Genomic DNA, 25049 nt, shown 5'->3' with positions numbered 1-25049 from the left:
GACGGCCACCCTTGCGCGTCACCAGTGCCCGCGCCCCGGCGCCTCGATGTGCACGGCCTTCGTGGCGGTGAACTCGTCGAGCAGCTCCGGGCCGTACCCGAAGCCCTGGCCGCTGCCGCGGCGCGGGTGGGCGGCGCCGCCCGGCGCGCCCCCGAAGACCGCGTTCACCTTCACGGTGCCGACCGGCAGTTCCCGCCAGGCCCGGTGGGCGTGGCTCATCGACCCGGTGAGCACGGTGGCGGCCAGCCCGTACGGGGAGTCGGCGGCGCACCGCAGCGCCTCGCTGAAGGAGTCGACCACCACCACCGGGGCGACCGGCCCGAACGTCTCGTCGCGCACCAGCGGCATGTCGTGGCGGCAGTCGGCCACGACCGTGGCCGGGTAGAACGCGCCCGGCCCGTCCGGCAGCGTGCCGCCGGTGAGGATCCGCGCGCCCTGGGCCACGGCGGCCGTGACCTGGCCGTGCACGTGGTCCCGGTGCCGCCGGTCGACCAGCGGGCCGAGTTCGGTCGCCGGGTCCCGCCCCGGCCCCATCCGCAGCTCGCTGGCGCGCTTCACCAACGCCGCCACGAAGTCGTCGGCGACGTCCCGGTGGACGTAGATGCGCTCGACCGCCACGCAGATCTGGCCGGCGTTGGCGAAGGCGCCCGTCGCGGCCTCGCGGGCGGCCCAGATCGGGTCGACGTCGGCGTCGACGATCAGCGGGTCGCTTCCGCCGTTCTCCAGCAGCACCTTGGCGCCGGTGCGGGCCGCCGAGGCGGCGATCGCCCGGCCGGTCGCCGTCGAGCCCACGTGCGCCACCACGTCCACCGGCTGAGCGGCGAGTGCCGCCCCGGTCTCCGCGCCGCCGGTGACCAGCGAGAGGACGCCCGGCGGCAGGGCGCTGTCCAGCGCCCGCGCCAGCAGCCAGCCGGCGGCCGGCGTCCGCTCGCTCGGCTTGTAGACCACCACGTTGCCGGTGACGAGCGCCGCGCCCAGCAGGCCGCAGGAGACCGCCACCGGGTCGTTCCAGGGGGTGATCGCGGCGACGACGCCCCGGGGCTGCGGCACCATGAAGTCGAGCGCGTGGTGGCCGCCGTGCAGGGTCCGCCCGCCCCGCACCGGACCGAGTTCGGCGTACTGTCGCAGCGTGCCGATGCCCGCCTCCACGCCGCCGCGCGCGTCCGCCAGCGGCTTGCCCATCTCGGCGGTGACCGCCGCGGCCAGCTCGTCCGTGACGGCCTCGACGGCGTCGGCGGCGCGGTGCAGCGCCGCCGCCCGTTCCGCGGGCGCCGTACCGGCCCACTCCGCCTCGACCTCCCGGGCCGCCTCCACCGCCTTGCCGACCACGTCGGCCGTCGCCACCGGCGCCGAGCTGACCGGAGAGCCGTCCGCCGGGTCGTGCACGACCAGCTCGCCCTCCTCGCCGCCAGCGCCCCAGACCCCACCTATCAGCTGCGCAACCGTGTACATGTGCCGGTGGATGCCCCGGCCCCGGCGGCGCAAACGCGTTTCGCCCGGTTCGACGCCGGGTAGGCGGATCGGATGACTCCCACCGGCGCGGAGAGCGCGGACGCCGTCGTCGTCGGGGCCGGCCACAACGGTCTGGTGGCCGCCAACATGCTCGCGGACGCCGGCTGGGAGGTGGTGGTGCTGGAGGCGAGCGCCACGCCCGGCGGCGCCGTCCGCTCCGCCGAGGTCACGGCACCCGGCTACCTGAGCGACCTCTACAGCTCGTTCTACCCCCTGGCGTACGCCTCGCCGGTGCTGCGCCGGCTCGACCTCGGCCGGTACGGGCTCACCTGGCGCCACGCCCCCGACGTGCTGGCCCACCTGCTGCCCGACGGCCGCGCCGCCGTGCTCAACCGGGATCCCGAGGTCACGGCCGCGTCGCTGGACGCGTTCGCGCCCGGCGACGGCAAACGCTGGCTGACGGCGTACGGCGACTGGACCGAGGTCGCCGAGCCGATGCTGGAGACGATCACCTCTCCGTTCCCGCCGGTACGCGGCGGCCTCACCCTGCTCCGCCGGATGCGGATCTCCGGCGCGCTGCGGCTGGCCCGGCGGCTGGTGGTGCCCGTCCGCAAGCTCACCGACGAACTCTTCGACGGCGAGGGCGGGCCCGCGCTGCTGGCGGGCTGCGCCCTGCACACCGACCTGTCCCCGGAGGAGGCCGGCTCCGGGGTGTACGGCTGGCTGCTGACCATGCTCGGCCAGCAGGTCGGGTGGCCGGTGCCGGAGGGCGGCTCGCAACGGATCACCGACGCGCTGGTGGCCCGGCTCACCGAGCGGGGCGGCCGGATCCTCTACGGCGCGCGTGTGGACCGGGTGCTGACCGCGCGGGGCCGGGCCATGGGGGTCCGCACCGTGGGCGGCGCGCTGTGGCGGGCCCGTCGTGCCGTGCTCGCCGACGTGCCGGCCCCGGCGCTCTACCTCGACCTGGTCGGCCCGGCGGCACTGCCACCCCGCCTCGTGGAGGACCTGGCGCACTTCCGCTGGGACGGCTCGACGCTCAAGGTCGACTGGGCGCTCTCCGCGCCCGTCCCGTGGACGAACCGGGCCCTCGCCACCGCCGGCACGGTGCACCTGCGCGCCGACCTGAACGGGCTCACCAGCTACTCGGCCGCGCTGGCCCGCGGCGAGCTGCCGGAGGACCCGTTCCTGCTGGTGGGGCAGATGACCGTCGCCGATCCGAGCCACTCGCCGCCCGGCACCGAGTCCCTCTGGTCGTACACCCACCTGCCGTTCCGGCGGGACTGGCGGGCGGACGAGATCGCCCAGCACGTCGAGCGGATGGAACGGGTGCTGGAGGAGGCCGCGCCGGGCTTCCGCGGCCTCATCGTCGGCCGGCACGTGGCCGGCCCGGTCGAGCTGGAGAAGGGCGACGCGAACCTGGTCGGTGGCGCGGTGGGCGGCGGCACGTCGGCGGCGTACCAGCAGCTCTTCCTGCGCCCGATTCCCGGCCTCGGTCGGGCGGACACGCCGGTGGACCGGCTGTACCTGGCCAGCGCGTCCGCGCATCCCGGCGGGGGAGTGCACGGCGCGCCCGGCGCGAACGCGGCCCGCGCCGCGCTGGCCCGCGACCGCGCGTTCACCGGCGGCGTGTACGCGGCCGCCGTGGGCGCGGCCCAGCGCGCCGTGTACCGCTGACCCGCGCCGCCGGCACGTCCCCGCCGGCCGGCGGCTCCGGCGTGCGGCGGCGTGGGGTGGCGTGCGGCGGCGTGGGGTGGCGTGCGGCGGCGTGGGGTGGCGTGCGGCGGCGGAAGCCCGGCTGGGCCGCGTCCGACTGGGGGCGCCGGACGACGGCCGGGCTCAGCGGGTGATGTTGCGGTGCTTGCTGCGCAGCTTGAACGGCATGAGCGCGCTCTCGATCTTGGTGGCGGTCGTCATCTTCGAGGCGCCCTCGCGGCGTTCCTCGAAGCGGATCGGCACCTCCAGGATGGTGTGCCCGAGCTTCGTGGCGAGGTAGTGCATCTCGACCTGGAAGCTGTAGCCGTTGGACTGCACCCGCTCGAGGCCGATGTCGCGCAGCGCGTCGGCCCGCCAGATCTTGAAGCCGGCCGTGAGGTCGCGGATGCGGACGCGCAGCAGGGTGTGCACGTAGAGGTTCGCCCAGCCGCTGAGCGCGCGCCGGTACAGTGGCCAGTTCTCGTCGAGTTCGCCACCGGGCACGTACCGGGAGCCGATCACCACGCCGGCCTGCGTCGACAGGAGCGCCCCGAGCATGCCCGGCAGCGCCTCCGGCGGGTGCGAGAGGTCGGCGTCCATCTGCGCCACGTAGTCGGCGCCCCCGTCCAGGGCCCGTCCCATCCCGTCCACGTACGCCCGGCCGAGACCCTCCTTGCCCGGCCGGTGCACCACCTCGATCCGGTCGGGGTGCTCGATGGCCAGCTTGTCCGCCACCTCACCGGTGCCGTCGGGCGAGTTGTCGTCGGCGACGAGCACGCGCAGGCCCGGCAGCGGCAGGGCGAGGAGCCGCTCGACCAGGACCGGCAGGTTCCCCGCCTCGTTGTAGGTAGGCACCACGACGGTCAGGCGTGCGTCCCGCCACGGCGCGGGCAACTGCACGGGTTCGATCATGACGGACATCCTCGGTTTGCGGACATGGAGTCTCTCAGAGGGTAGCCAGTTGACGTATCGGTGGCATAAAGGCTCCTCCGATCGGAGGGTTGCGCCGACGTGCCTGTCCGCTGTCCGTGTCGGGTCAGAGGCGCCGGGCGGCCGCGCCGGCGAGGGCCAGGGCGAGCCCGGCGAGGGCGAGGCCGGAGACCGCCCGCTTGTGGGTGCCCACCCACAGCGCCGCCGACCGGTTCCGCGCCTGGTCGGTGAAGACCCCGTCCGCGCCGTGGTCCCGCTCGTCGTCCCGTGGGCGGTCGAGGTTGTCCCGCCAGCGTGACGGGTCCACCCGGGTGCCGGTCTGCTGGCTGCCGTACCCGTCCCGGGCCAGTTTCCGGTCCAGCAGACCGGGCACGAGCATGTCACCGAGACGGGCCCGCCAGGTGGGACCGCCGACGTTCAGCTCCCGGACCCCGCGGTCGGCCGCCCAGAGGATGGCGCGGGCCGCCAGCTCGGGCGTGAAGATCGGCGGCACCGGCTGCGGGTGCCGCGGCAGCCGGGTGCGCACCCAGGAGAACTGCGGGGTGTTCACGGCGGGCAGCTGCACCATGGACAGCCGCACGGCCGGACAGTCGTGCAGCAGTTCGGCGCGCAGCGAGTCGTTGAAGCCCTGGATGGCGTGCTTGGTCGCGCAGTACGCGGCCTGCAGCGGGATGCCCCGGTACGCCAGCGCCGAGCCGACCTGCACGATCGCGCCCCGCCCGCTCGCGCGCATGTGACGCAGCGCCGCGAGCGTGCCGTGCACGGTGCCCAGGTAGTTCACCTCCGTGACGCGCCGGAACTCGGCGGGGGTGACCTCCCAGGTCGGGGCGAAGACCGAGACCATGGCGTTGTTCACCCAGACGTCGAGCGCGCCCCAGTGCGCCACCACGTCGTCCGCGGCGTGCTGCACGGCAGCGGCGTCGGCCACGTCGAGCCGGTAGGTGCGCACGTCGGCGGCGCCCCGCTCGCGGCAGTCCCGTTCGGCGGCGGCCAGCCCGGCCTCGCCGCGGGCGAGCAGCGCGACCCGGGCGCCCCGCGCGGCGTACGCGCGGGCGACGGCGCGGCCCACGCCCGCGCTCGCCCCGGTGACGACCACGCTCTGCGTCATCGCTGGTCCTTCTGGCGGGTGGCGATGTCGGAGAGCCGGTTGAGGGTCTCCCGGTTGCGCAGGTGCAGTACCAGGTCGTTGAGCTTGTTGCGGACCCAGCGCAGCGGGCCGGCCGCGAACTCCTCGCCGATGCGCACCCGGGTGGCGTCCCCGTCCACCGGATCGAGGGTGAACGTCACGATCGCCTCACCGGCCGGCCAGAGGCCGGCCCGCAGGACGAGCCGGTGCGGTGGCTCGCAGAGCAGCACGGTGGAGGCGTCCTGCAACGAGAACGGCCACGGCCCGGCCCGGTGGTGGAGTTGGCTGCCGACCTGGGGCCAGTTCTCGTCCACGTCCCGCACGTGCGCCGTCCCGACGACCCAGTCGCTGTACGTCCAGCCGTCGGCGAGCACGTCGAAGACCCGCTGCGGGGGAGCGTCGATCACTTTCTCCACAATCGCCACTGGGTCCCCATACCCGGGCCGCGAGCGGGGCTAACGGGCCGGGCGGGTTAGCTTCTCCGGGGCGACGGGTAAGGCCTGCGCGGGCGGCCGTGCGACGGCCGTGGCGTGCGTGGGCGCTGTCGCCGCGCCGAGGACGACGTTTACTCCCCTGGGGGCCGGGAACCCGCCGCCCGTGCGACAGGACCAGGTGGAGCCGGATCAGCGCAGGTCAGCCGGGGCTTGTTCCGGTGCTGACCGGGCCGCGGCCGGGCCGGTCCTGTTCGACGCGGTGTTGCTGGATCGGGACGGGACGTTGGTGGAGGACGTGCCGTTCAACGGTGATCCGGAGAAGGTGCGGCCGTTGCCGGGGGTGCGGGCGGCGTTGGATCGGTTGCGGGCGGCGGGGTTGCGGCTGGGGGTGGTGACGAACCAGTCGGGTGTGGCGCGGGGTTTGTTCAGCGGGTCGCAGATGGCGGCGGTGCATGCGCGGGTTGAGCAGTTGTTGGGGCCGTTCGGTACGTGGCGGGTGTGTCCGCACGAGGATGCGGATGGGTGTGGGTGTCGTAAGCCGGCGCCGGGGTTGGTGTGGGCGGCGGCGGCGGATTTGGGGACGGTGCCGGCCCGGTGTGTGGTGGTGGGTGACATCGGTCGGGATGTCGTGGCGGCTGCGGCGGCGGGTGCGGCGGGGGTGTTGGTGCCGACGGTGGTGACGCGGGCGGAGGAGGTGGCGGCCGCTGCGTGGACGGCGGTGGATCTGCCTGCGGCGGTGGAGGAGATTTTGCGGCGGCAGGCGGCGGTGACGCCGGCTGCGGTGGCGCCGTGGCCGGTGTCGTCGGGTGGTGGGCGGGGCACGGTGGTGGTGGTGCGTGCGGATTCGGTGGGGGATGTGTTGGTGACGGGTCCGGCGGTCCGGGCGGTCGCGGCGGGTGCGGATCGGGTGGTGTTGGTGTGTGGTCCGCGGGGGCGGGCGGCGGCTGATCTGTTGCCGGGTGTGGATGAGGTGATCGAGCATCCGTTGCCGTGGATCGATCCTGTTCCGGCGCCTGTGGATCCGGCTGACATGCGCGGCCTCGTCGGGCGGTTGGCGGCGGTGGGTGCGGACGAGGCGGTCATCTTCACCTCGTTCCATCAGTCGCCGTTGCCGATGGCGTTGCTGCTGCGCATGGCGGGTGTGCCGCGGGTCGCGGCGATCAGCGACGACTACCCGGGCAGCCTGCTGGACGTGCGGCACCGGGTGCCCCCGGGTGTGCCGGAGCCGGAGCGGGCCCTGTCCCTGGCGGCGGCCGCCGGGTACGGGCTGCCCGCCGACGAGGAGCCCACCCTCCACCTGCGACCCGAGGCGGTGCCGCCGTCGCCGGTCGGGCCGCCGGGCTACGTGGTGCTGCACCCCGGCTCGTCGGTGCCCAGCCGTGCCTGCCCCCCGGAGGTGGCGGTCGGCATCGGACGGGCACTCGTCGACGCCGGGCACCGGGTCGTGGTGACCGGCACACCGGCGGAGCGGGAGCTGACCGCCGCCGTGGCCGGTGCCGGCGGCGTGGACCTGGGGGGTCGTACCGGGTTGGCGGAACTGGCCGGGGTGATCGCGGACGCGGCGGCCGTGGTGGTGGGCAACACGGGGCCCGCGCACCTGGCCGCCGCCGTCGGCACCCCCGTGGTGAGCCTCTTCGCCCCCACCGTCCCGTTCGGCCAGTGGGCCCCCTACCGCGTCCCCACCGTCCGCCTCGGCGACCCCACCGCCCCCTGCCGCGACACCCGCGCCGCCACCTGCCCCGTCCCCGGCCACCCCTGCCTCGCCGGCATCCAGCCCGCCGACGTGGTCGCGGCGTTGCGCCTGCTGGGCGTGACCCCGGACCGGGCCACGGCGGGCGTGGCGGTGACCGCCTCGGGCGGGAGCGCCCGATGAACATCCTGCTGTGGCACGTGCACGGCTCCTGGACCACCGCGTTCGTCCACGGCCGACACCACTACCTCGTCCCCGTCACCCCCGACCGCGGCCCCTACGGCCTCGGCCGCGCCCGCACCTACCCCTGGCCCGACACCGTCACCGAAATCACCCCCGACCAGCTCCCCCACACCGACGTCGACCTCGTCATCCTCCAACGCCCCGAAGAACTCGACCTCGCCCAACAGTGGCTACGCCGCCGACCCGGCCACGACCTGCCCGCCATCTACGTCGAACACAACACCCCCAAGGACGGCAACGTCCCCAACAGCCGCCACCCCATGGCCGACCGCGACGACCTGCTCATCGCCCACGTCACCGGCTTCAACCAGCTGTTCTGGGACACCGGATCGACCCGCACCACCGTCGTCGACCACGGCATCGTGCCACCCCGGGTCGACTACAGCGGCGAACTGGACCGGCTCGCCGTGGTCATCAACGAGCCGGTACGCCGCTGGCGTGTCACCGGCACCGACCTGCTGCCCCGGTTCGCCGAAATCGCCCCGCTGGACGTCTTCGGGATGAAGGTGGCCGGCCTCGCCGACGCGCTCGGGCTCCCGCCCGAACGGGTGGTCAGCCACGACGACGTGCCGCAGGCCCGCATGCACGAGGAACTGGCCCGGCGGCGGGCGTACCTGCACCTGTGCCGCTGGACCTCCCTCGGCCTCAGCCTCATCGAGGCCATGGCGATCGGCATGCCGGTCGTCGCGCTCGCCACCACCGAGGCGGTGATGGCCGTACCGCCGGGGGCGGGCGCCCTCGCCACCCGGACGCAGACCCTGTTGGACGCCGCCGAGCGGTTCATCGCCGAACCGGAACTCGCGCGGCAGGCCGGCGCGGTGGCCCGGACGGCCGCCCGTGACCGGTACGGCCTCGACCGTTTCCTCGCCGACTGGGACCGGCTGCTGGAGGAGGAAGTATGCGCATCGCGATGATCTCGGAGCACGCCAGCCCGCTCGCCATCCTCGGCGGTGAGGACGCCGGCGGCCAGAACACGCATGTCGCGGAGCTCTCCGCCGCCCTCGCGGCCGCCGGCCACGACGTACGGGTCTACACCCGGCGCGACGCCGTGGACCTGCCGGTCACCGTGCGCAGCCCGGACGGGTACGACGTGGTGCACGTGCCGGCCGGGCCGGCGGAGCCGGTGGCGAAGGACGCGCTGCTACCGCACATGAAGGAGTTCAGCCGCTGGCTCGTCGAGCGGTGGCGGGGCGGGGACTGGGTGCCCGAGGTGGTCCACGCGCACTTCTGGATGAGCGGCCTCGCCGCGCTCGCCGCGAGCCGGCAGACCGGGATCCCCGTGGTGCAGACGTACCACGCGCTCGGCACGGTGAAGCGGCGGTACCAGGGCGTGCAGGACACCAGCCCGGCCCGCCGGGTGGCGTACGAGCGGGAGCTGGGCCGGTCCGTGGACCGCGTGATCGCGCAGTGCCAGGACGAGGTCGGCGAGCTGGTCCGGATGGGTGTGCCCCGGTCCCGGATGACCGTGGTCCCCTCCGGGGTCAACCTCAGCACCTTCGCCCCGCTCGGGCCGGCCGCCGACCGCGAGCCCGGGCGGGCGCGCGTCCTGACCGTCGGCCGGCTGGTGGAACGCAAGGGCTTCCAGACGGTGATCCGGGCGATGGCGCTGGTGCCCGACGCCGAGTGCGTGGTGGTGGGCGGCCCGCCCGCCGGACTGCTGGAGACCGACCCGTACGCCCAGCGGCTGCGGGCGCTCGCGAGGACGTGCGGGGTGGCCGACCGGGTCCGCCTGGTCGGCGCGGTGCCGCGCGAGGAGATGGGCCGCTGGTACCGGTCCGCGGACGTCCTGGTGGCGGCCCCCTGGTACGAACCGTTCGGGCTGACCCCGCTGGAGGCGATGGCCTGCGGCGTGCCGGTGATCGGCACCGCGGTCGGCGGGATCAAGGACACGGTCGTCGACGGTGTGACCGGCGACCTGGTCCCGGCCCGGGACCCGCGGGCGCTCGGCGCCGCGATCCAGGGCCTGCTCGACGACCGGATCCGCCGTTTCGCGTACGCCACGGCGGCGCAGGAACGGGCCCGGCTGCGGTACTCCTGGGCGGCGACCGCGGAGCGGCTGGTGGAGGTCTACGGCGAGGTGACCGCGGCGCGCCGGCCGACGCGGGTGGTGGCCTGATGGCGGGGCTGCTCGACGCGCACCTGGCGAACCTGGCCGCGGCCCTGCTGCCGTACCGGGAGTGCGAGCACCTGCTCGCCCGGTGGGGTGAGACCCTCGCGAGGCGGCTGGCGGCCGGTGGTCGGCTGCTCGTCGCCGGCAACGGCGGCAGCGCCGCCGAAGCCCAACACCTCACCGCCGAACTCGTCGGCAAACTCCGCGACGACCGCCAACCCCTGTCCGCCATCGCCCTGCACGCCGAAACCTCCGCCCTCACCGCCATCGCCAACGACTACGACTACGACCACGTCTTCGCCCGCCAGGTCCGCGCCCACGGCCGACCCGGCGACATCCTCCTGCTCCTGTCCACCAGCGGCACCAGCCCCAACCTCCTCACCGCCGCCCAGGCCGCCCACGACACCGGCCTGCGCTGCTGGGCCTTCACCGGCCCCGCACCCAACCCCCTCGCCGACGCCTGCCACGAGGCGCTCGCCATCGCCTCGCCGGACAGCCAGGTGGTGCAGGAACTGCACCTCGTCTCGGCGCACGTGCTCTGCGAGTACGTCGACCGGGCGCTGCCGGCCGCGCTGGCCGCGTCGGCGGACGTGTCGGAGCCGCTCCGCTCCGACGGTGTGCACGCCGGGGTGGAGGTGGTACTCGACGGCGACAGCGGGAAACAGGTGCAGGCCCGAGGATGAGGAGGGGAAGCGTGACGGGACCCGTGGTGGTGGTCGGTGACACCCTGCTCGACCGGGACGTGGAGGGGGTGGTCAACCGGCTCTGTCCGGACTCTCCGGTGCCGGTGCTCGACGAGACCGAGTACGTCGACCGCCCCGGCGGCGCCGGCCTGGCCGCCGTCTTCGCCGCCGCACAGGGCGCCGAGGTGGTGCTGGTGACGGCGCTCGCGGACGACGCCGGGGGCGCGCGGCTGAGCGCCCTGCTCGCCGCCGCCGGCGTGCAGGTGTACGCGCTGCCGCTGGCCGGGGCCACGCCGGAGAAGATCCGGCTGCGGGCCCGCGGACGCGTCCTGCTGCGGCACGACCGCGGCGGCCCGCCCGGGGAGCCCGGCGAACCGACCGAGGCGATGCTCCGGATGATCGCGAACGCGTCCGCCGTCCTCGTCAGCGACTACGGCCGCGGTGTGGCCCGGAAGTCGGCGCTGCGGGCGGCGCTCGCCGCGACCCGGGCGCCGGTGGTGTGGGACCCGCACCCACGCGGTCCGGCTGCCGTTCCCGGCGTGCATCTGGCCACGCCCAACGAGTCCGAGGTCCGCGAGCTGGTGCCGGCGCTGCCGGGCGCGACCCGGCTGGCCACCGCGTCGCGGGGCGCCCAGGGGCTGCGCCGGCGGTGGCGGGCCGGCGCGGTGGCCGTGACCCTCGGCGGCGACGGGGCGCTGCTCTGCCACGCCGGGTCGACACCGCTGGTGGTGCCGTCACCGGCCACCGCCGAGGGGGACACCTGTGGCGCCGGTGACCGGTTCGCGGCCACCGCGAGCCTCGCCCTGGCCCGGGGCGCGCTGGTCTCCGAGGCGGTGCAGGAGGCGGTGGCCGAGGCGTCGGCGTACGTGGCGGGCGGGGGAGTGGCGAGCGTGCTGCCGCCTCCGGCGCGGCCGGAGGTGAGCGCGGTGGCCGCGCCCGGCGGCGAGCGGGTCGGCGTGGCCGCCGTGGCGTCGGTGCTCGCCCAGGTGCGCGCGGCCGGCGGCACGGTGGTGGCCACCGGCGGCTGCTTCGACCTGCTGCACGCCGGTCACGTGGCGACGTTGCAGGCGGCCCGGAAGCTGGGCGACTGCCTCATCGTCTGCCTGAACTCCGACGCCAGCGTGGCCGGGCTGAAGGGGCCGGACCGCCCGGTGGTCCCGCAGGGCGACCGCAGCCGGCTGCTGGCGGCGCTGAGCTGCGTGGACGCGGTGATGATCTTCGACGAGCCGACGCCGCACGCGGCGCTGACCTGGCTGCGCCCGGACATCTGGGTGAAGGGCGGCGACTACGCCACCGGCGCCGGGGACGCCTCGGCCCTGCCCGAGGCGGAGATCCTGCGGCGGTGGGGCGGGCACACCGTGGTGGTGCCGTACCTCGACGGCCGCTCGACGACGGACATGATCGCCGCCGCGCGGTCCGGCGGCCAGCTCTCCGGGGCGTGCTGCGAGGCCGCGCGGGCGCCCGGCGACGGTCCCGTCGGCGCGTCGGCGCCGGACGTGGAGCGGATCCGATGACCGCCGGCGTGCCGAGCGGATCCGCCGTCCTGGTGACGGGCGGGTCGAGCGGGCTGGGCGCGGCCGTGGTCGCCGCGGTGGCCCGCTCCGGCGGCCGGCCGCTCGTGATCGACCGGCGGGCCCCCGGCGACGGGGTGCCGTGGGTGGAGTGCGACCTGGCCGACACCCGGGCCGCCGAGGACGCCACACGGCAGCTCGCCGAGCGCTCCGGCGGCCTGGACGCGGTGGTGACGGCGGCCGGGATGGACGTCCCGGGGCGGCTGGCGGACGTGCCGGCGGACACCTGGGAGCGGATCGTCGCCGTCGACCTGCTCGCCACGGCCGCGGTGATCCGGGCCGCGCTGCCCTACCTGGAGGCGTCCCGGGGCACGATCGTCACCGTGGCGTCCACGCTCGGCGTCAAGGCCGTGAGCGACGCCACCGCGTACTGCGCCGCGAAGTTCGGGGTGGTCGGCTTCACCCGGGCCCTCGCCGCCGAACTCGCCGGCACGGTGGGCGTGACCCTGCTCATCCCCGGCGGCATGCGGACGGCGTTCTTCGACGAACGGGACGAGCGCTACCGCCCCGGGGCGGACGCGGTGCTCAACGACCCGGCCGACACGGCGGCGGCCGTCATGTACGCGCTGTCCCAGCCGCCCGGCTGCGCCGTACGGGAGATGGTGGTCTGCGCCGAGCAGGAGTCGTCGTACCCGTGATCCTCGTGCTGCGGGCGCTCGGTGTCGGCGACCTGGCCACCGCCGTGCCCGCGCTGCGCGCGCTGCGGGCCGCCCACCCCGACCGGCGGCTCGCGCTCGCCGCGCCGGCCTGGCTCGCGCCGCTGGTCGACCTGGTGGGCGGGGTCGACCTGCTGGTGGACACCCCGGATCCGGGCCGGATCCGGTGGCCCCACCCGCCGCCGCGGCTCGCGGTGAACCTGCACGGGCGCGGCCCGCAGTCGCACCGGGCGCTCGCGGCCACCGGGCCGGGGCGGCTGCTCGCCTTCGCCAGTCCGGACGCCGGGTTCACCGACGGGCCGGACTGGGACGCCGACGAGCACGAGGTGGACCGCTGGTGCCGCCTGCTGGCGTGGTACGGGATCCCCGCCGACCGAACCGACCTGGCGCTGGGCCGGCCGGCGGCGACCGGGGTGCCGACCGGGGCCACCGTCCTGCACCCGGGGTCGAAGATCGCCGCGAAGCGCTGGCCGGCCGACCGGTTCGCCGTGCTGGCGCGCCGGCTCGCCGCGCGGGGACACCGGGTGGTGCTGACCGGCTCCGCCGACGAGCGGGAGCTGGCGGGCGGGGTGGCCTCCGCCGCCGGCCTGCCCCCCGAGGCCGTGTGGGCCGGCCGGACGGGCCTCGCCGAGCTGGCGGCGCTCGTGGCGTACGCCCGGGTGGTGGTGAGCGGGGACACGGGCGTGGCCCACCTGGCGACCGGCTACGGGAGGCCGTCGGTCGTGCTGTTCGGCCCGGTGTCCCCGGCCCGCTGGGGGCCGCCGCCGGACCGGCCCCGGCACCGTGTGATCTGGGCCGGGAACAGGGATTGGCCCAGCTGGGACGGGGTAGGAAGCCACCCGTCATTGACCGCTCTCGGTGTCGACGAGGTGTCGGCGGCCGTGGACGAGGTGGAACGGGTGGTGCGGGACTCCGGTGCGGTTGCGGCGTAGCGATCCGGGCAGGCCGGGATACCGGCGTCGCCGGCGTGGCAAGGGCTGGCTCTTCCTGGACCCGGCCGGCGAACCGGTGCGCGACCCGGACGAACTGGACCGCCTCCGCGCGCTGGTCATCCCGCCCGCGTGGCGGGACGTGTGGATCTGCCCGTACCCGAACGGGCACATCCAGGCCACCGGGATCGACGCGGCCGGCCGCAAGCAGTACCTCTACCACCCGGTGTGGCGGGAGAAGCGCGACGAGGCGAAGTTCGACCACGTGCTGGAGGTGGCCCGGCGGTTGCCGGCCCTGCGCGAGCGGGTCGGCGCGGACCTCGGCGGGCGCGGGCTGAACCGGGACCGGGTGCTCGCCACGGTCGCCCGGCTGCTGGACATGGGCATGTTCCGGGTCGGCAGCGACCAGTACGCGGCCGGCGACGACCCGACGTTCGGGGTGTCCACGCTGCGCCCCGAGCACGCCCGCTCCCGCGGCGGCTGCGTGGTGTTCGAGTTCCCCGCCAAGGGCGGCATCGAGCAGGTGCGCCGGATCGAGGACCCCGAGCTGTGCCGGGTGCTGCTCAACCTGCGCCGGCGCCGCCGCCGGGCCGAGCGGCTGTTCGGCTACTGGGACGGCCGGGACTGGCGGGACGTGCGCGCCGACGAGGTCAACGAGTACCTGCGCGACGCCAGCGGCGGGGAGATGACCGCGAAGGACTTTCGCACCTGGCACGCCACCGTGCGGGCCGCCGTCGAGCTGGCCGCCGTGGGGCCCGCCCGGTCGGCCACGGCCCGGAAACGGGCGGTGGCCGCCGTGATGCGCGAGGTCGCCGAACTGCTGGGGAACACGCCGACCGTGGCGCGCACGTCCTACGTGGACCCCCGGGTGGTCGACCTCTACCACGACGGCGTGGTGGTGCCGGTCGACGGGGACACCCCGCGGGAGAAGGCCGAACGGGCCGTGCTGGAACTGCTCGAGGAGGCCTGACCGGCCCCGCCACCGTCCTGGGGGAAGTGGCGGAGCCGGAGCGCCGGACGTCGAGCCCGGCGGCCGCCCGCCGCGTCGGCGGCGGGCGCCGCGCACGGCCCCCGATGGCGGCCGGTTCCCCGCACGGGTCGGGGGACGGCGACCGCGTCGCGGACAGTCTGCCGACCCGGAGTTGACCGTGCGCGCCAACCGGTTGACGTCCGGTGCCGGGTGCGCCGGTCAGCCGGTCGGGCCGGAGCCGGAGCGGGCCCGGTACGCCTGCGGGCTCATCCCGTACGCCGACCGGAACGCGCGACTGAAGTGGGCCTTGTCGGTGAAGCCCCAGCGACGGGCGACGAGGTGGACGGGCCGGTGCCGCAGCAGCGGATCGGCCAGGTCGCGGCGGCACCGTTCCAGGCGTCGCCGGCGGATCGTCGCGGCCACGGTCTGCTCCTCGGTCTGGAAGAGCCGGTGCAGCGTCCGGAGGGACACGTGGTGGGCGTCCGCGACGGCCTGCGGGCTCAACGCCGGGTCGTCGAGGTGCCGGTCGATGAAGTCGCTGATCCGGGCGAGCAGGGTCCGCTCGCGGACGTCCACCGGCAGCGCGTCCTCGGCGTCGAGGTGGCGCGCGAGCAGTGCGGAGACCAGGCTGATCGTGACGTCCGCCAGGTAGGGCACGTCGCTGTCGCGGAACTCCTCGGGATGCCGGGTGATCCGGTGCAGGTGCTGCGCCAGCAGGGCGCCCGGACCCTCCGATCCGGACAGCCGGGCGGCCGTGAGGCGGTCGACCTTGTCGGGGCTCAGCGGCAGCCGCGCCCGGGGGATGACGGCGGTCGCGGAGGCGGCGGGGACGTCCCGGGCGTTGTCGCCCAGGTGTTCCAGGTCGTGCGGCCGGCCCCAGTCGACCAGCGTGAAGTCGCCGACCGGCAGGGCCGTGTCGCGGCGGCGGGCACTGATAGCGCACGTGCCGCTCGTGGCCAGCGCGATCTGGTAGACCTCGGGGTCCGCCTGGCGGATCAGGCGCGGGGTGCGCTGCCCGACCAGCGACTGGTAGCGGAACCGGGTGAGCGCGATGCCGCCCAGGTCGACCATGCGGGCGTGCCCCCGGAAGTCGTCGGCGTGGTCGCTCGTGAAGGCGACCGGCGCGGACACCCGCCCGGCCATCTCCAGCCAGAGTGGGAACCGGTCGGCCGGTGGCACCACCGTGGTGTCCACGGTCTCGACCCGCAGACCCGCCACCGTCACCCCGCCGTCCGGGCGCGCACCAGCGTCTCGACGCCGTCCAGCAGCCGGTCGAGGCCGAAGGTGAACTCGTCGTCCGGGTCGTCGTCCGAATCGAGCGCGCCGGAGGCGAGCACCGCGTGCAGCGCCGGGAAGCGGGCCGGGTCGGCCAGTCGGGCGACCAGCCGGGCGTACGCCGGCATGACGGCGCCGGGTTCGCGGCCGGCGGCCTGTGCGGCGTCGAGCAGTTGGGCGGTGAGCAGGGCCTCGTTGCGCACGTAGCTGGTGAGCAGCAGCATCACCGACATCTTCTCGGGCTCGGTGAGGCCGGTGCCGTCCAGGCAGCGCAGCCCCGCGTCCAGCCAACCGAGCTGGTGCGGCGTGAGCGGCGGGCTGCCGATGGGGACGCGGACGATCCAGGGGTGCCGGCGCAGGGCCTCGCGTTCGGCCCAGGCCCACCGCGACAGCCCGACCCGCCAGTCCGGGCCGGATCCGGCCGGGGCGGGTGGTTCGCCGTACGCGGCGTCGACCATCAGCGTCAGCAGTTCCTCCTTGGCGCCGACGTACCGGTAGAGGGCCATGGTGGCCGCGCCCAGTTCCTTGGCCACCCGGCTCATCGACACGGCCGGCAACCCTTCGGCGTCGGCGAGCGCCACCGCGGCGGCGACGATCCCGCCCAGGGTGAGCCCCGGTCGCGGCCCCTTGGGCGCGCGTCCGCGCAGCCCCCAGGCCTCGGCGATGGCCGGGGGGATTGTCGGCTCGTCTGCTGTCGGCTCCACGGCTCCTCCTTGCCGGCCCATCCTAGTTCTGCGTATGGTCTACGCAGAAGCGCGTATGACATACGCAGAAGGAGTCTCCCATGCCCTCGACACCTCGCGCCGGACGCCGTGAGTGGATCGGCTTCGGCGTGCTGATGCTGCCGCTGCTCCTGGTCTCCATGGACGTCTCGGTGCTCTACTTCGCCGTCCCGTTCCTGAGCGCCGAACTGCGCCCGACCAGCACCGAGCAGCTCTGGATCTTCGACATCTACGGCTTCGTCCTCGCCGGGCTGCTCATCACCATGGGTGCCCTCGGCGACCGGATCGGCCGCCGCCGGCTGCTGCTCGCCGGTGCGGTGGCGTTCGGCGCGGCCTCGGTGCTCGCCGCGTACGCCGACAGCGCCGGCACGCTGATCGCCGCCCGGGCGGTGCTCGGCGTCGGCGGCGCCACCCTGATGCCCTCCACGCTGGCGCTGGTCCGCAACATGTTCCACGACGAGAAGCAGCGCGGCACCGCCATCGCCATCTGGACCGCCGCGCTGACCGGGGGCATCGCCATCGGCCCCGTGCTCAGCGGCATCCTGCTCGAGCACTTCTGGTGGGGGTCGATCTTCCTGATCAACCTGCCGGCCATGGTGCTGCTGCTCCTGCTGGCGCCGCTGCTGGTGCCGGAGTTCCGCAACCCGCGGGCCGGCCGGTTCGACCTGCTCAGCTCGGTGCTCTCACTGGCCGCGCTGCTGCCGGTGATCTACGGCATCAAGGAACTGGCCCGCGAGGGCTGGTCGGCCGTGCCCGCGTCGGCCGTCGCCGCCGGGCTGCTCGTCGCGGTGTTCTTCGTCCGGCGGCAGCGCCGGCTCGCGTACCCCATGGTCGACCTCGCGCTGGTCCGCCGCCGGGCGGTCGGCGCGGCGCTCGGGGTCAACCTGGTCGCGATGTTCGCGATGGTCGGCTTCGCCATCTTCACCACCCAGCACCTCCAGTCGGTGCTCGGCTTCAGCCCGCTGCGCGCGGCACTGTGGAGCCTCGTGCCGTCTGTGCTCGTGGGCGGGGTCGCGCCGGTCGCGGCGGCGCTGGCCCGGCGGATCGACCGGGCGTACCTCATCGGGGCCGGCTTCGTCGTCGCGGCCGCCGGGTTCGTGGTGCTGACCCGGGTGCCGGTCACGGACGGACTGGCCACGCTGCTGGTCGGCGCGAGCGTCTACGCGGCCGGCCTGGTGGTGGTGATGTCACTGGTCACCGAGCTGGTGCTCGGCGCCGCGCCGCCGGAGCGGGCCGGCGTCGCCTCGGCGCTCACCGAGTCGAGCAGCGAACTCGGCGGTGCGCTCGGAATGGCGGTGCTGGGCAGCGTGGGCGGCGCCGTCTACCGGCGGGAGGTGGTCGATGGTATTCCGGCCGGGCTGCCGGCCGACGCCGCGGACGCCGCGCGGGAGACGCTGGGGGGCGCCGTGGCGGTCGCCGCGAACCTGCCCGCCGACGCGGCCGCCGCCGTACGGCAGGCCGCCACGACGGCGTTCACCGACGGGCTGCACCTGGCCGCGGCCGGTGCCGGGGCGCTGATGCTGCTCGCCGCCGTGCTCACCGTGGCCACGCTACGCGGAGTACGCACCCCCACCCCAAGTCCCACCCCAACCCCAACCCCAACCCCCACCCCCGCGCGCTGACCCCGCCCACCCTCCCCCGCGATCTTGCACTTTGTGCCCGGGCGAAAGGGACACAAGCCGCATCTCACGGGCCGAAAGTGCAAGATCGCGGGGGGAGGGGACAGGGAGCGCGGGGACGGGGAGGGGAGGGTTAGTCGTTCAGGACTTGGGCCAGGCGGTCGCGGAAGCGGCGCTCGGAGTCGCTGACCACCTCACCGCCGAGCCCCAGCACACCGCCGCTGGAGGCCGCGCCGACCACCTGCTCGGCGATCTCCACGAGCCAGTGCCGGTACGCGCCGGCCTCGCCCTCGTCGACGCGGGCGGCGAGCAGGGCGGCGGCCTCCCGCGCCCGGTTGAGCACGTCGCCGATGAGCGCCTGCGGGTCGGTGGGGGAGATGACCGGCATCTCCTCCCCGGCCTCGGGGTCGCCCACCCGCGTGACGATCTCGCCGGCCACGGCGGCGACCAGCGGGCTCGCCGACTCCCGGCCGGCCGCGATGGTCTCCAGGCCGGCGGCGTTCTCCGCCATGGTGCGCCGCGTGCCGTCCGACTCGGCGGCGCTCGCCGCGGTCAGCACCGACTGCGGCAGCCCGACCAGCAGTCCCCACTCCTCGTCGGAGAACCCGAACCCGGTGTACGCCGGCTGTTCGATCACGGCAACGTCCCTTCCGCCTGTCCTGCTCGTGCGAAGTCGTGGGCGCGCGGCGCCCGGATCAGGCTAGTCCAGCGTCAACAACTCCTGTTCGGACACCACGCGTACGGACAGCGTCTTGTACCCCACCTCGTCGAAGAGAACCGTCATCCGGTCCTCGTCGTAGCTGAGCACCAGACCTGGCCCCCACTCGGGGTGGCGGACCTGGCTGTGCACCGGGAACGGCCCGATCGCGCCGTCGTCGGGGGTGCTGGTGCCCGCGTGGCAGTTGTCGCAGTGCCCGCAGACCGCGGTCATCTGCTCGCCGAAGTACGCCAGCAGGGCCTGCCCGCGGCAGCCGGTCGTCTCGGCGAAGGCGCGCATCATGTCGGTGCGGGAGCGGGTGACGGTCTGCTGGCGTTCCGCCTCGGCGAGGGCCGCCGCGGCGGCGTCCACCGGGGTCGGTGCGTAGCGGGGCGAGCCGACGCGCCCCTTCGACCGCGGCTCCGCGGCGCCGACCTGCTCCAGCAGCGACAGGTACTGCCCGAGCTTGCGCGGTCCGAGGCCGGTCAGCTCGCGGAGTTCCTTGCGGCTGCGGGCCCTCGCGCGCAGCAGCGCGGCGAGATCGCGCAGCTCGGTGGTGTCCGGCAGTCCGGCGGTGAAGAAGCGCCGCAGGCCGACGTCCTCGGCCTGCCAGAGCAGCAGCACCCGCGCGGGCTGGCCGTCGCGTCCGGCGCGGCCGATCTCCTGGAAGTAGCTGTCGGGCGAGTCGGGTAGCGCCATGTGCACCACCCACGCGATGTTCGGTTTGTCGATGCCCATGCCGAACGCGGACGTCGCGACCATGATCGGCACCTGGTCGGCGAGGAACGCCTCGTGCAGCTCGCCGCGCGCCCCGGCCGGCATGCCGCCGTGGTAGTACCGGGACGGGAAGCCGGCGTCGGTGAGGCGGGCGGCGAGGTCCTCGGCCGCGCGGCGGGTCGGCACGTAGACGATGCCCGGCCGCTCGTCGGAGCGCAGGAGCGCCACCAGTCGCCGCCACCGGTAGTCCTCGGTGGGGCAGTGGGCGACCTCCAGGAAGAGGTTCGGCCGGTCCAGCCCGGAGACCACCACCTCGGGGTCGCGCAGCCGCAACCGCGACACGATGTCCTCGCGGACCGGCGGGGAGGCGGTGGCGGTCAGCGCCACCACGGGTGGGCGGCCGATCTCCTCGACGAGGTGGCCGAGCGCCAGGTAGTCGGGGCGGAAGTCGTGGCCCCACGCCGAGATGCAGTGCGCCTCGTCGACCGCCACGAGCGCCGGCTTCAGCGCCCGGACCTCGGCCATCCGCTCCGGGTTGCTGAGCTGCTCGGGCGTGATGAAGAGGAACTCCGCCCGGCCGGCGCGGATCTCCTCGATCGCCTCGCTCTGCTGCGCCGGGCTCTCGTGGGAGCTGATGCGAACCGCCCGCAGCTCCGGCCGCTGCCGCTCGTTGAGCGCCGCGATCTGGTCCTGCTGGAGGGCGAGCAGCGGGGAGACCACCACGGTCGGGCCGGGGATCAGGCTGGCGGGGATCTGGTAGATCGCCGACTTGCCGGCTCCGGTGGGGAGCACCACGAGGGCGTCGCGCCGCTTCATGACGGCGCGCATGGCGGCCAGTTGGTGGGGCCGCAGCGTGGTCCAGCCGAAGAGGCTGCGGGCCGCGCGGCGCAGGGTCGTCGACTGCCGGGTGAGTGTCATCGAGGGCCGGACGTACCCGAGCTGATCACCGGCGAAACCCGCCCCGGGACCGGGTGCGGGGCGGTCCCGGACACACCCGCCGGCCGTCCCCGCGCCCGGCCCGTCGACGTCAGCGGAAGCGGGGCAGGATCTCGCGCTCGTAGAGGTCGAACAGGCCCTGGTAGTGGGGGCCGGTGTTGGCCACGTAGACCTCGTCGAAGCCGGCCTTCGCGTACTGCTCGATCATCTCCACGTGCGCCTCGGCGCTGTTGCCGCAGACGAAGGACTCCTTCATCATCTCCGGCTTGACGAGCTGCGCCGCCTGCTCGAAGTGCCGGGGCGAGGGGAGCACCTGGGACAGCTCGCCGGGGACGCCGGAGTTCGGCCACTTCTCGTACGCGATCCGCATGCCCTCCTCCTCCGTGTCCGCGTACGCCGCCTTGAAGCCGGCCTGGCAGGGCTTGTCGCCGCCGCCACCCTCGCGGAACCGGCGGACCAGGTCGGCGTCCGGCATCGTGCTGATGTAGCCGTCGCCGAGGCGGGCGGCCAGGTCCACCGCCTTGGGTCCGAAGCCGGAGACGTAGACCGGCGGCGGGGTGTCGGGGAGCGTGTAGACGCGGGCGTGCTCGACGGTGTAGTGCCGGCCGTAGTGGTTGACGAAGCCGCCCCGCCACAGCTCGCGCATCACCTCGATGGCCTCCTCCAGCATCTGCAGCCGCACGTCGGCCTGTGGCCAGGCGTCGCCCAGGATGTGCTCGTTGAGCGCCTCGCCGCTGCCGACGCCGAGCACGAACCGCCCGGAGTGCAGCACCGCGCTGGTCGCCGCCGCCTGGGCGACGACCGCCGGGTGGATCCGGACGGTCGGGCAGGTGACGGCGGTGGTCACGGGCAGCCGGCAGACCTGGCTGAGCGCGCCGATGACCGACCAGACGAAGGGACTCTGGCCCTGGGCGTCCACCCAGGGGTGGTAGTGGTCGGAGATCCACAGCGCCTGGAAGCCGGCCCGCTCCGCGCCGCGCGCCTGCTCCAGCAGCTCGGCCGGGCTGTACTCCTCAGTGGACAGGAAGTATCCGATCTTCATGGTGCCCCCTCGTGACGTCACCGGGTCAACGAGGGAGCACCTACCCCGGCACGGGTGGCGGCAACCGCCGCCGACCCGCGCCGGCGGCGACCGGCGTCAGCGCCGGCGGAACATCGCCCGGATGGCCGCGAGCAGCAGAAGGCCGCCTACCACCACCCCGAGCAGGCGTACGCCGGGGACGTCGGCCGGGCTCGTCGCGTCGGCCAGCAGCGTGGGATCCATGCCCGCACTCTGCCGACCGCCGTCCCGCCCGGCAACTGTAAGGTTTCTTGACGATTTGATCGCCCGGGTGTGACCATGGCAGCACCGCCCGCCGGGGCGGGCCGCCGGACGGTGGGGAAGTGGGGGTACGGGGGCCGCATGAGCGAGCGAACCTTCGGGCACGGTGCGATCCGGGCCGTCGCCGGGCGACGGGGGGCGTCGGCATGAGGGCACCGGGCGGTCCGTTGGCCGCGCTCGCGGCCGCCGTCCTGCAACCCGGCTTCGTCGGCGTCACCCCACCGCCGTGGGTCTGCCGCTGGCTCGGCGAGGGCCTCGGGTCGGTGGTGCTGTTCGCCCGCAACGTGGTCGACCACGCGCAGGTCGCGGCGCTCACCGCCGCGCTGCGCGCGGAGCGTCCCGACGTCATCGTGGCGATCGACGAGGAGGCCGGGGACGTCACCCGCATCGAGTCGCGCCGTGGCAGCTCCCGCCCGGGCAACTTCGCCCTCGGCGCCGTGGACGACCCGGAGCTGACCGAGCGGGTCGCGCGTGACCTGGGGGCGGATCTCGCGAGCCTCGGCGTCACCCTCGACTACGCCCCGGACGCCGACGTGAACTCCAACCCCGCCAACCCGGTCATCGGCGTACGCGCCTTCGGCGCCGACCCGGCGCTGGTGGCCCGGCACACCGCCGCGTGGGTCCGCGGGCTCCAGGCCGGCGGTGTGGCCGCCTGCGCCAAGCACTTCCCCGGCCACGGGGACACCCGGGTCGACTCCCACCACGACCTGCCGCTGATCACCGGCGACCGGGACCGGCTGGACAGCGTCGAGCTGGCGCCGTTCCGCGCCGCGGTGGCCGCCGGCGCCCAGGCCGTGATGACCGGGCACCTGCTGGTGCCGGCGCTGGACCCGGAGCTGCCCGCCACGCTGAGCTCCCGGATCCTCGGCGGGCTGCTCCGCGACGAGCTGGGCTTCTCCGGCGTGGTCGTCACGGACGCGGTGGAGATGCGGGCGGTGGCCGACCGGTACGGGTTCGCCGGCGCGGCGGTCCGTGCCCTCGCGGCCGGCGCGGACGCCATCTGCATCGGCGGGGAGCGGGCCGGCGAGGAGGACGCCCGCGAGCTGCGGGACGCCATCGTGGCCGCGGTCGTCTCCGGCGAGCTGCCGGAGGAGCGGCTCGCCGAGGCCGCCAAGCGGGTCGGGCAGCTGGCCGAGTGGACGGTCGCCGCCCGGTCCGGGGGTCCCGCCCGGCGGGGCCTGCCGGCCGACGCGTCGGAGGTCGGGCTGGCCGCCGCCCGGCGCGCGCTGCGGGTCACCGCGGCGCCCGGCGGCGCCGCCGCGCTGCCGCTGACCGTGCCCGCGTACGTGGTGGAGTTCGAGCCGCCGCGCAACATCGCGATCGGGGCGGAGACCCCCTGGGGCGTCGGCGCGCCGCTCGCCGAGATGCTGCCCGGCACCGCCACCCGCCGGTACGCCGAGGACGACGTCCCGGTCGACCCGACGGCCGGCGCCGACGGCCGGCCCGTGGTGCTCGTCGTCCGCGACCTGCACCGCCACCCGTGGATGCGGTCGGCCGTGACCCGGGCGCTGGCCGCGCGCCCGGACGCGGTGGTCGTGGAACTCGGGGTGCCGGAGCTGGTCACCGGCGCCGTGCACGTCGCCACCCACGGCGCCACGCGGGCCGCCGGGCGCGCCGCGGCCGAACTGCTCGCCGGCTGAGCGGCCGTCGGCTAGCGGCCGTCGGCTGAGCGGCCGTCCTCCGAGCGGCCGTCGGCGGTCGGGCTCCCCGGCGATCGGGCTCCGGTGGGCGGGCCCGCGTCAGGGCTCGTCGACGACCAGGGCGGCGTACTCCGGGTGGCGGTCGATGAAGGCGGACATGAACCGGCACTGCGGCACCACCGCGCCGCCCCGCTCCCGCACCTGGTCCAGCGTGCCGCGTACGAGCGCCGTGCCGACGCCCTTGCCCTGGAACCGGGGGTCCACCTCGGTGCGCGTGAAGACCAGCACCTCGCCCCGGGCCTCGTACGCGGTGAACCCCGCCAGCGCGTCGTCGACCAGGATCTCGAACCGGCGCTCGGCCGGGTTGTCCTCGACCAGGCTGCTCACCCGGCCATTGTCCCCCCGGCGGTGGCCAGCCGGTCGAGTTCGGCGAGCAACCGGTCCACCTCGTCGGCCGTGTTGTAGTGGTAGACGCTGGCCCGCACCGCGCCCCCGCTGTCCCGCAGCCCCATGGCCGTGAAGTACTCGTAGGCGTAGTAGTCGCCGGCCGAGAGGCAGAACCCGGCCGCGCCCAGGGCCGCCTGGGTCTGCGCCGGGGACAGCCCGGCGACCCGGAAGGAGACCGTCGGCCAGCGCCGCGCCGGGAGGCCGTAGACGGTGACGCCGGGCAGCGCGGCGAGCCCGGCGAGCAGCCGGTCCAGCAGCGCCTCCTCGTGCGCCTGGGCGGCCGCCAGTCCCGCCCGCACGCGGGCGCGCCGGTCGCCGGTGGCCGCCGGGTCCAGCCCGGCGAGGTGGTCGACGGCCGCGGCCACGCCGGCGAGCAGCGGGAAGCTCGGCGTGCCGTACTCGAAGCGTTCCGGCACCGCGTCCGAGGAGGGGATCAACTTCGCCGGGCGCAGCGTCGCCCACCGCCGCGGGTCGCCCACCATGGCCGCGAGGTGCGGCCCGGACCACTTGTACGCGCTGGTCACGAGCACGTCCGCGCCGAGCGTGGCCAGGTCCGTCGGCGCGTGTGGCACGGCGTGCACCCCGTCCACGCACACCAGCGCGCCGGCCGCGTGGGCGATCTTGGCGATGGCCGCCACGTCGGGGGCGGTGCCGATCGCGTTGCTGCCGGCGGTGACCGCCACCAGCCGGGTCCGCTCGGTGACCAGGTCGGCGTACTGGTCGACGGGCAGCTCACCGGTGTCCCGGTCGAACTCGGCCCAGCGCACCGTCGCGCCGGCCGCCTCGGCGGCCTGCACCCACGGGCGTACGTTCGCGTCGTGGTCGAGCCGGGAGAGGACCACCTCGTCGCCGGGCCGCCAGCCGGCGCCGAGCGTGCGCGCCAGCGTGTAGAGAAGGGCCGTGGCACTCGGACCGAGCACCACGCCCGCCGGATCGCCGCCGACCAGGTCGGCGACCGCCGCCCGGGCGTCCGCCACCAGCTCCAGCGCCCGCTGACCGGGCCGGTACGCGCTGCTGCGGTTGCTGACCGCGGTGCGCATCGCCCCGGCCACCGCGTCGATCACGGCCGCGGCGGTCTGGGTGCCTCCGGCACCGTCGAAGTGGACGAAACCCTCGGCCAGGGCGGGGTAGGCGGCACGGATCCGGTGGACGTCGAACGGCATGCCGCCGACCCTAGCCCGCGCCG

The 25049-nt window shown here is 75.4% G+C and carries 23 protein-coding genes; 11 read left to right on the top strand and 12 right to left on the bottom strand.

The window, feature by feature from the left end:
- Positions 1-18: 18 nt before the first annotated feature.
- Positions 19-1452, bottom strand: coding sequence for an aldehyde dehydrogenase family protein (locus D7I43_RS13245; RefSeq protein ID WP_120328897.1), 1434 nt, complete (start codon positions 1450-1452; stop codon positions 19-21).
- A 72-nt stretch (positions 1453-1524) separates the two neighbouring features.
- Between D7I43_RS13245 and D7I43_RS13240 the strand changes: the two genes are divergently transcribed.
- Positions 1525-3129, top strand: a complete 1605-nt coding sequence (locus D7I43_RS13240; RefSeq protein ID WP_120328777.1) for a phytoene desaturase family protein — start codon at positions 1525-1527, stop codon at positions 3127-3129.
- 162 nt (positions 3130-3291) lie between these two features.
- Here the strand turns inward: D7I43_RS13240 and D7I43_RS13235 are convergent, their stop codons facing one another.
- The 3 genes from D7I43_RS13235 to D7I43_RS13225 form a co-directional block, all read right to left on the bottom strand.
- A complete protein-coding gene (locus D7I43_RS13235; RefSeq protein WP_120328776.1) occupies positions 3292-4059 on the bottom strand; it encodes a polyprenol monophosphomannose synthase in 768 nt (255 codons plus the stop codon).
- 124 nt (positions 4060-4183) lie between these two features.
- Positions 4184-5185, bottom strand: a complete 1002-nt coding sequence (locus D7I43_RS13230) for an SDR family oxidoreductase (RefSeq protein WP_120328775.1) — start codon at positions 5183-5185, stop codon at positions 4184-4186.
- Positions 5182-5610, bottom strand: coding sequence for an SRPBCC family protein (locus D7I43_RS13225; RefSeq protein ID WP_338041998.1), 429 nt, complete (start codon positions 5608-5610; stop codon positions 5182-5184). Before D7I43_RS13225 ends, D7I43_RS13230 begins: the two co-directional genes overlap by 4 nt.
- Before the next feature lie 286 nt (positions 5611-5896).
- Here D7I43_RS13225 and D7I43_RS13220 point away from each other — a divergent pair, with 286 nt between their 5' ends.
- The 8 genes from D7I43_RS13220 to D7I43_RS13185 are packed head-to-tail and all read left to right on the top strand — an operon-like array spanning position 5897 to position 14489.
- The gene (locus tag D7I43_RS13220; RefSeq protein WP_192902151.1) at positions 5897-7510 is read left to right on the top strand and encodes an HAD-IIIA family hydrolase; all 1614 of its coding nucleotides are present in this window, start codon (positions 5897-5899) and stop codon (positions 7508-7510) included.
- Positions 7507-8484, top strand: a complete 978-nt coding sequence (locus tag D7I43_RS13215) for a glycosyltransferase (protein ID WP_120328772.1) — start codon at positions 7507-7509, stop codon at positions 8482-8484. Before D7I43_RS13220 ends, D7I43_RS13215 begins: the two co-directional genes overlap by 4 nt.
- Complete coding sequence (locus D7I43_RS13210; RefSeq protein ID WP_120328771.1) at positions 8469-9686, top strand: glycosyltransferase; 1218 nt, start codon at positions 8469-8471, stop codon at positions 9684-9686. The genes D7I43_RS13215 and D7I43_RS13210 overlap by 16 nt, the downstream gene beginning before the upstream one ends.
- Positions 9686-10363, top strand: a complete 678-nt coding sequence (locus tag D7I43_RS13205; protein WP_120328770.1) for a D-sedoheptulose-7-phosphate isomerase — start codon at positions 9686-9688, stop codon at positions 10361-10363. The genes D7I43_RS13210 and D7I43_RS13205 overlap by 1 nt, the downstream gene beginning before the upstream one ends.
- Positions 10364-10374: 11 nt before the next feature.
- A complete protein-coding gene (locus D7I43_RS13200; RefSeq protein WP_396844612.1) occupies positions 10375-11877 on the top strand; it encodes a PfkB family carbohydrate kinase in 1503 nt (500 codons plus the stop codon).
- 8 nt (positions 11878-11885) lie between these two features.
- The gene (locus tag D7I43_RS13195; protein WP_192902150.1) at positions 11886-12572 is read left to right on the top strand and encodes an SDR family oxidoreductase; all 687 of its coding nucleotides are present in this window, start codon (positions 11886-11888) and stop codon (positions 12570-12572) included.
- Positions 12569-13522 carry a glycosyltransferase family 9 protein gene (locus D7I43_RS13190; RefSeq protein WP_120328767.1) on the top strand — a complete coding sequence of 318 codons (954 nt, stop codon included), beginning with the start codon at positions 12569-12571 and terminating at the stop codon, positions 13520-13522. Before D7I43_RS13195 ends, D7I43_RS13190 begins: the two co-directional genes overlap by 4 nt.
- A complete protein-coding gene (locus tag D7I43_RS13185; RefSeq protein WP_120328766.1) occupies positions 13506-14489 on the top strand; it encodes a DNA topoisomerase IB in 984 nt (327 codons plus the stop codon). Before D7I43_RS13190 ends, D7I43_RS13185 begins: the two co-directional genes overlap by 17 nt.
- A 219-nt stretch (positions 14490-14708) precedes the next feature.
- Here D7I43_RS13185 and D7I43_RS13180 read toward each other — a convergent pair whose 3' ends face one another.
- Together D7I43_RS13180 and D7I43_RS13175 are read right to left on the bottom strand one after the other, a co-directional pair.
- Positions 14709-15713, bottom strand: coding sequence for an AraC-like ligand-binding domain-containing protein (locus D7I43_RS13180; RefSeq protein ID WP_120328765.1), 1005 nt, complete (start codon positions 15711-15713; stop codon positions 14709-14711).
- Positions 15710-16468, bottom strand: a complete 759-nt coding sequence (locus tag D7I43_RS13175; protein ID WP_240032940.1) for a TetR/AcrR family transcriptional regulator — start codon at positions 16466-16468, stop codon at positions 15710-15712. Before D7I43_RS13175 ends, D7I43_RS13180 begins: the two co-directional genes overlap by 4 nt.
- Before the next feature lie 80 nt (positions 16469-16548).
- Here D7I43_RS13175 and D7I43_RS13170 point away from each other — a divergent pair, with 80 nt between their 5' ends.
- Positions 16549-18108, top strand: a complete 1560-nt coding sequence (locus D7I43_RS13170) for an MFS transporter (protein WP_120328763.1) — start codon at positions 16549-16551, stop codon at positions 18106-18108.
- Between the two features lie 130 nt (positions 18109-18238).
- Here the strand turns inward: D7I43_RS13170 and D7I43_RS13165 are convergent, their stop codons facing one another.
- The 4 genes from D7I43_RS13165 to D7I43_RS34080 all read right to left on the bottom strand — a co-directional run bounded on the left by D7I43_RS13165 (position 18239) and on the right by D7I43_RS34080 (position 21719).
- The gene (locus D7I43_RS13165) at positions 18239-18742 is read right to left on the bottom strand and encodes a hypothetical protein (RefSeq protein WP_120328762.1); all 504 of its coding nucleotides are present in this window, start codon (positions 18740-18742) and stop codon (positions 18239-18241) included.
- A 63-nt stretch (positions 18743-18805) separates the two neighbouring features.
- Positions 18806-20437: a RecQ family ATP-dependent DNA helicase gene (locus D7I43_RS13160; protein ID WP_120328761.1), complete on the bottom strand. Its 1632-nt coding sequence runs from the start codon at positions 20435-20437 to the stop codon at positions 18806-18808.
- 109 nt (positions 20438-20546) lie between these two features.
- Entirely contained in the window at positions 20547-21497 is a 951-nt protein-coding gene (locus tag D7I43_RS13155) for a TIGR03557 family F420-dependent LLM class oxidoreductase (RefSeq protein ID WP_120328760.1), read from the bottom strand.
- 96 nt (positions 21498-21593) lie between these two features.
- Positions 21594-21719 carry a hypothetical protein gene (locus D7I43_RS34080; protein ID WP_256371327.1) on the bottom strand — a complete coding sequence of 42 codons (126 nt, stop codon included), beginning with the start codon at positions 21717-21719 and terminating at the stop codon, positions 21594-21596.
- Between the two features lie 203 nt (positions 21720-21922).
- On the opposite strand from D7I43_RS34080, the gene D7I43_RS13150 reads away from it, so the two are divergent.
- A complete protein-coding gene (locus tag D7I43_RS13150; RefSeq protein ID WP_120328759.1) occupies positions 21923-23416 on the top strand; it encodes a glycoside hydrolase family 3 protein in 1494 nt (497 codons plus the stop codon).
- 99 nt (positions 23417-23515) lie between these two features.
- Here D7I43_RS13150 and D7I43_RS13145 read toward each other — a convergent pair whose 3' ends face one another.
- Both D7I43_RS13145 and D7I43_RS13140 read right to left on the bottom strand, forming a co-directional pair.
- Positions 23516-23803: a GNAT family N-acetyltransferase gene (locus D7I43_RS13145; protein WP_120328758.1), complete on the bottom strand. Its 288-nt coding sequence runs from the start codon at positions 23801-23803 to the stop codon at positions 23516-23518.
- Complete coding sequence (locus tag D7I43_RS13140; protein ID WP_120328757.1) at positions 23800-25026, bottom strand: cysteine desulfurase-like protein; 1227 nt, start codon at positions 25024-25026, stop codon at positions 23800-23802. Before D7I43_RS13140 ends, D7I43_RS13145 begins: the two co-directional genes overlap by 4 nt.
- Positions 25027-25049 lie beyond the last annotated feature (23 nt).

Source organism: Micromonospora globbae (assembly GCF_003610785.1).
GTDB lineage: Bacteria > Actinomycetota > Actinomycetes > Mycobacteriales > Micromonosporaceae > Micromonospora > Micromonospora globbae.
This window is presented reverse-complemented; position numbering and strand designations above follow the sequence as displayed.

Bases quoted from the DNA above. Each gene is read 5' to 3' on its own strand.
- D7I43_RS13150 (WP_120328759.1), top strand. From the start codon at position 21,923: ATGAGGGCACCGGGCGGTCCGTTGGCCGCGCTCGCGGCCGCCGTCCTG.
- D7I43_RS13140 (WP_120328757.1), bottom strand. From the start codon at position 25,026: ATGCCGTTCGACGTCCACCGGATCCGTGCCGCCTACCCCGCCCTGGCC.
- D7I43_RS13235 (WP_120328776.1), bottom strand. From the start codon at position 4,059: ATGATCGAACCCGTGCAGTTGCCCGCGCCGTGGCGGGACGCACGCCTG.
- D7I43_RS13230 (WP_120328775.1), bottom strand. From the start codon at position 5,185: ATGACGCAGAGCGTGGTCGTCACCGGGGCGAGCGCGGGCGTGGGCCGC.
- D7I43_RS13170 (WP_120328763.1), top strand. From the start codon at position 16,549: ATGCCCTCGACACCTCGCGCCGGACGCCGTGAGTGGATCGGCTTCGGC.
- D7I43_RS13240 (WP_120328777.1), top strand. From the start codon at position 1,525: ATGACTCCCACCGGCGCGGAGAGCGCGGACGCCGTCGTCGTCGGGGCC.
- D7I43_RS34080 (WP_256371327.1), bottom strand. From the start codon at position 21,719: ATGGATCCCACGCTGCTGGCCGACGCGACGAGCCCGGCCGACGTCCCC.
- D7I43_RS13245 (WP_120328897.1), bottom strand. From the start codon at position 1,452: ATGTACACGGTTGCGCAGCTGATAGGTGGGGTCTGGGGCGCTGGCGGC.
- D7I43_RS13215 (WP_120328772.1), top strand. From the start codon at position 7,507: ATGAACATCCTGCTGTGGCACGTGCACGGCTCCTGGACCACCGCGTTC.
- D7I43_RS13205 (WP_120328770.1), top strand. From the start codon at position 9,686: ATGGCGGGGCTGCTCGACGCGCACCTGGCGAACCTGGCCGCGGCCCTG.
- D7I43_RS13210 (WP_120328771.1), top strand. From the start codon at position 8,469: ATGCGCATCGCGATGATCTCGGAGCACGCCAGCCCGCTCGCCATCCTC.
- D7I43_RS13155 (WP_120328760.1), bottom strand. From the start codon at position 21,497: ATGAAGATCGGATACTTCCTGTCCACTGAGGAGTACAGCCCGGCCGAG.
- D7I43_RS13160 (WP_120328761.1), bottom strand. From the start codon at position 20,437: ATGACACTCACCCGGCAGTCGACGACCCTGCGCCGCGCGGCCCGCAGC.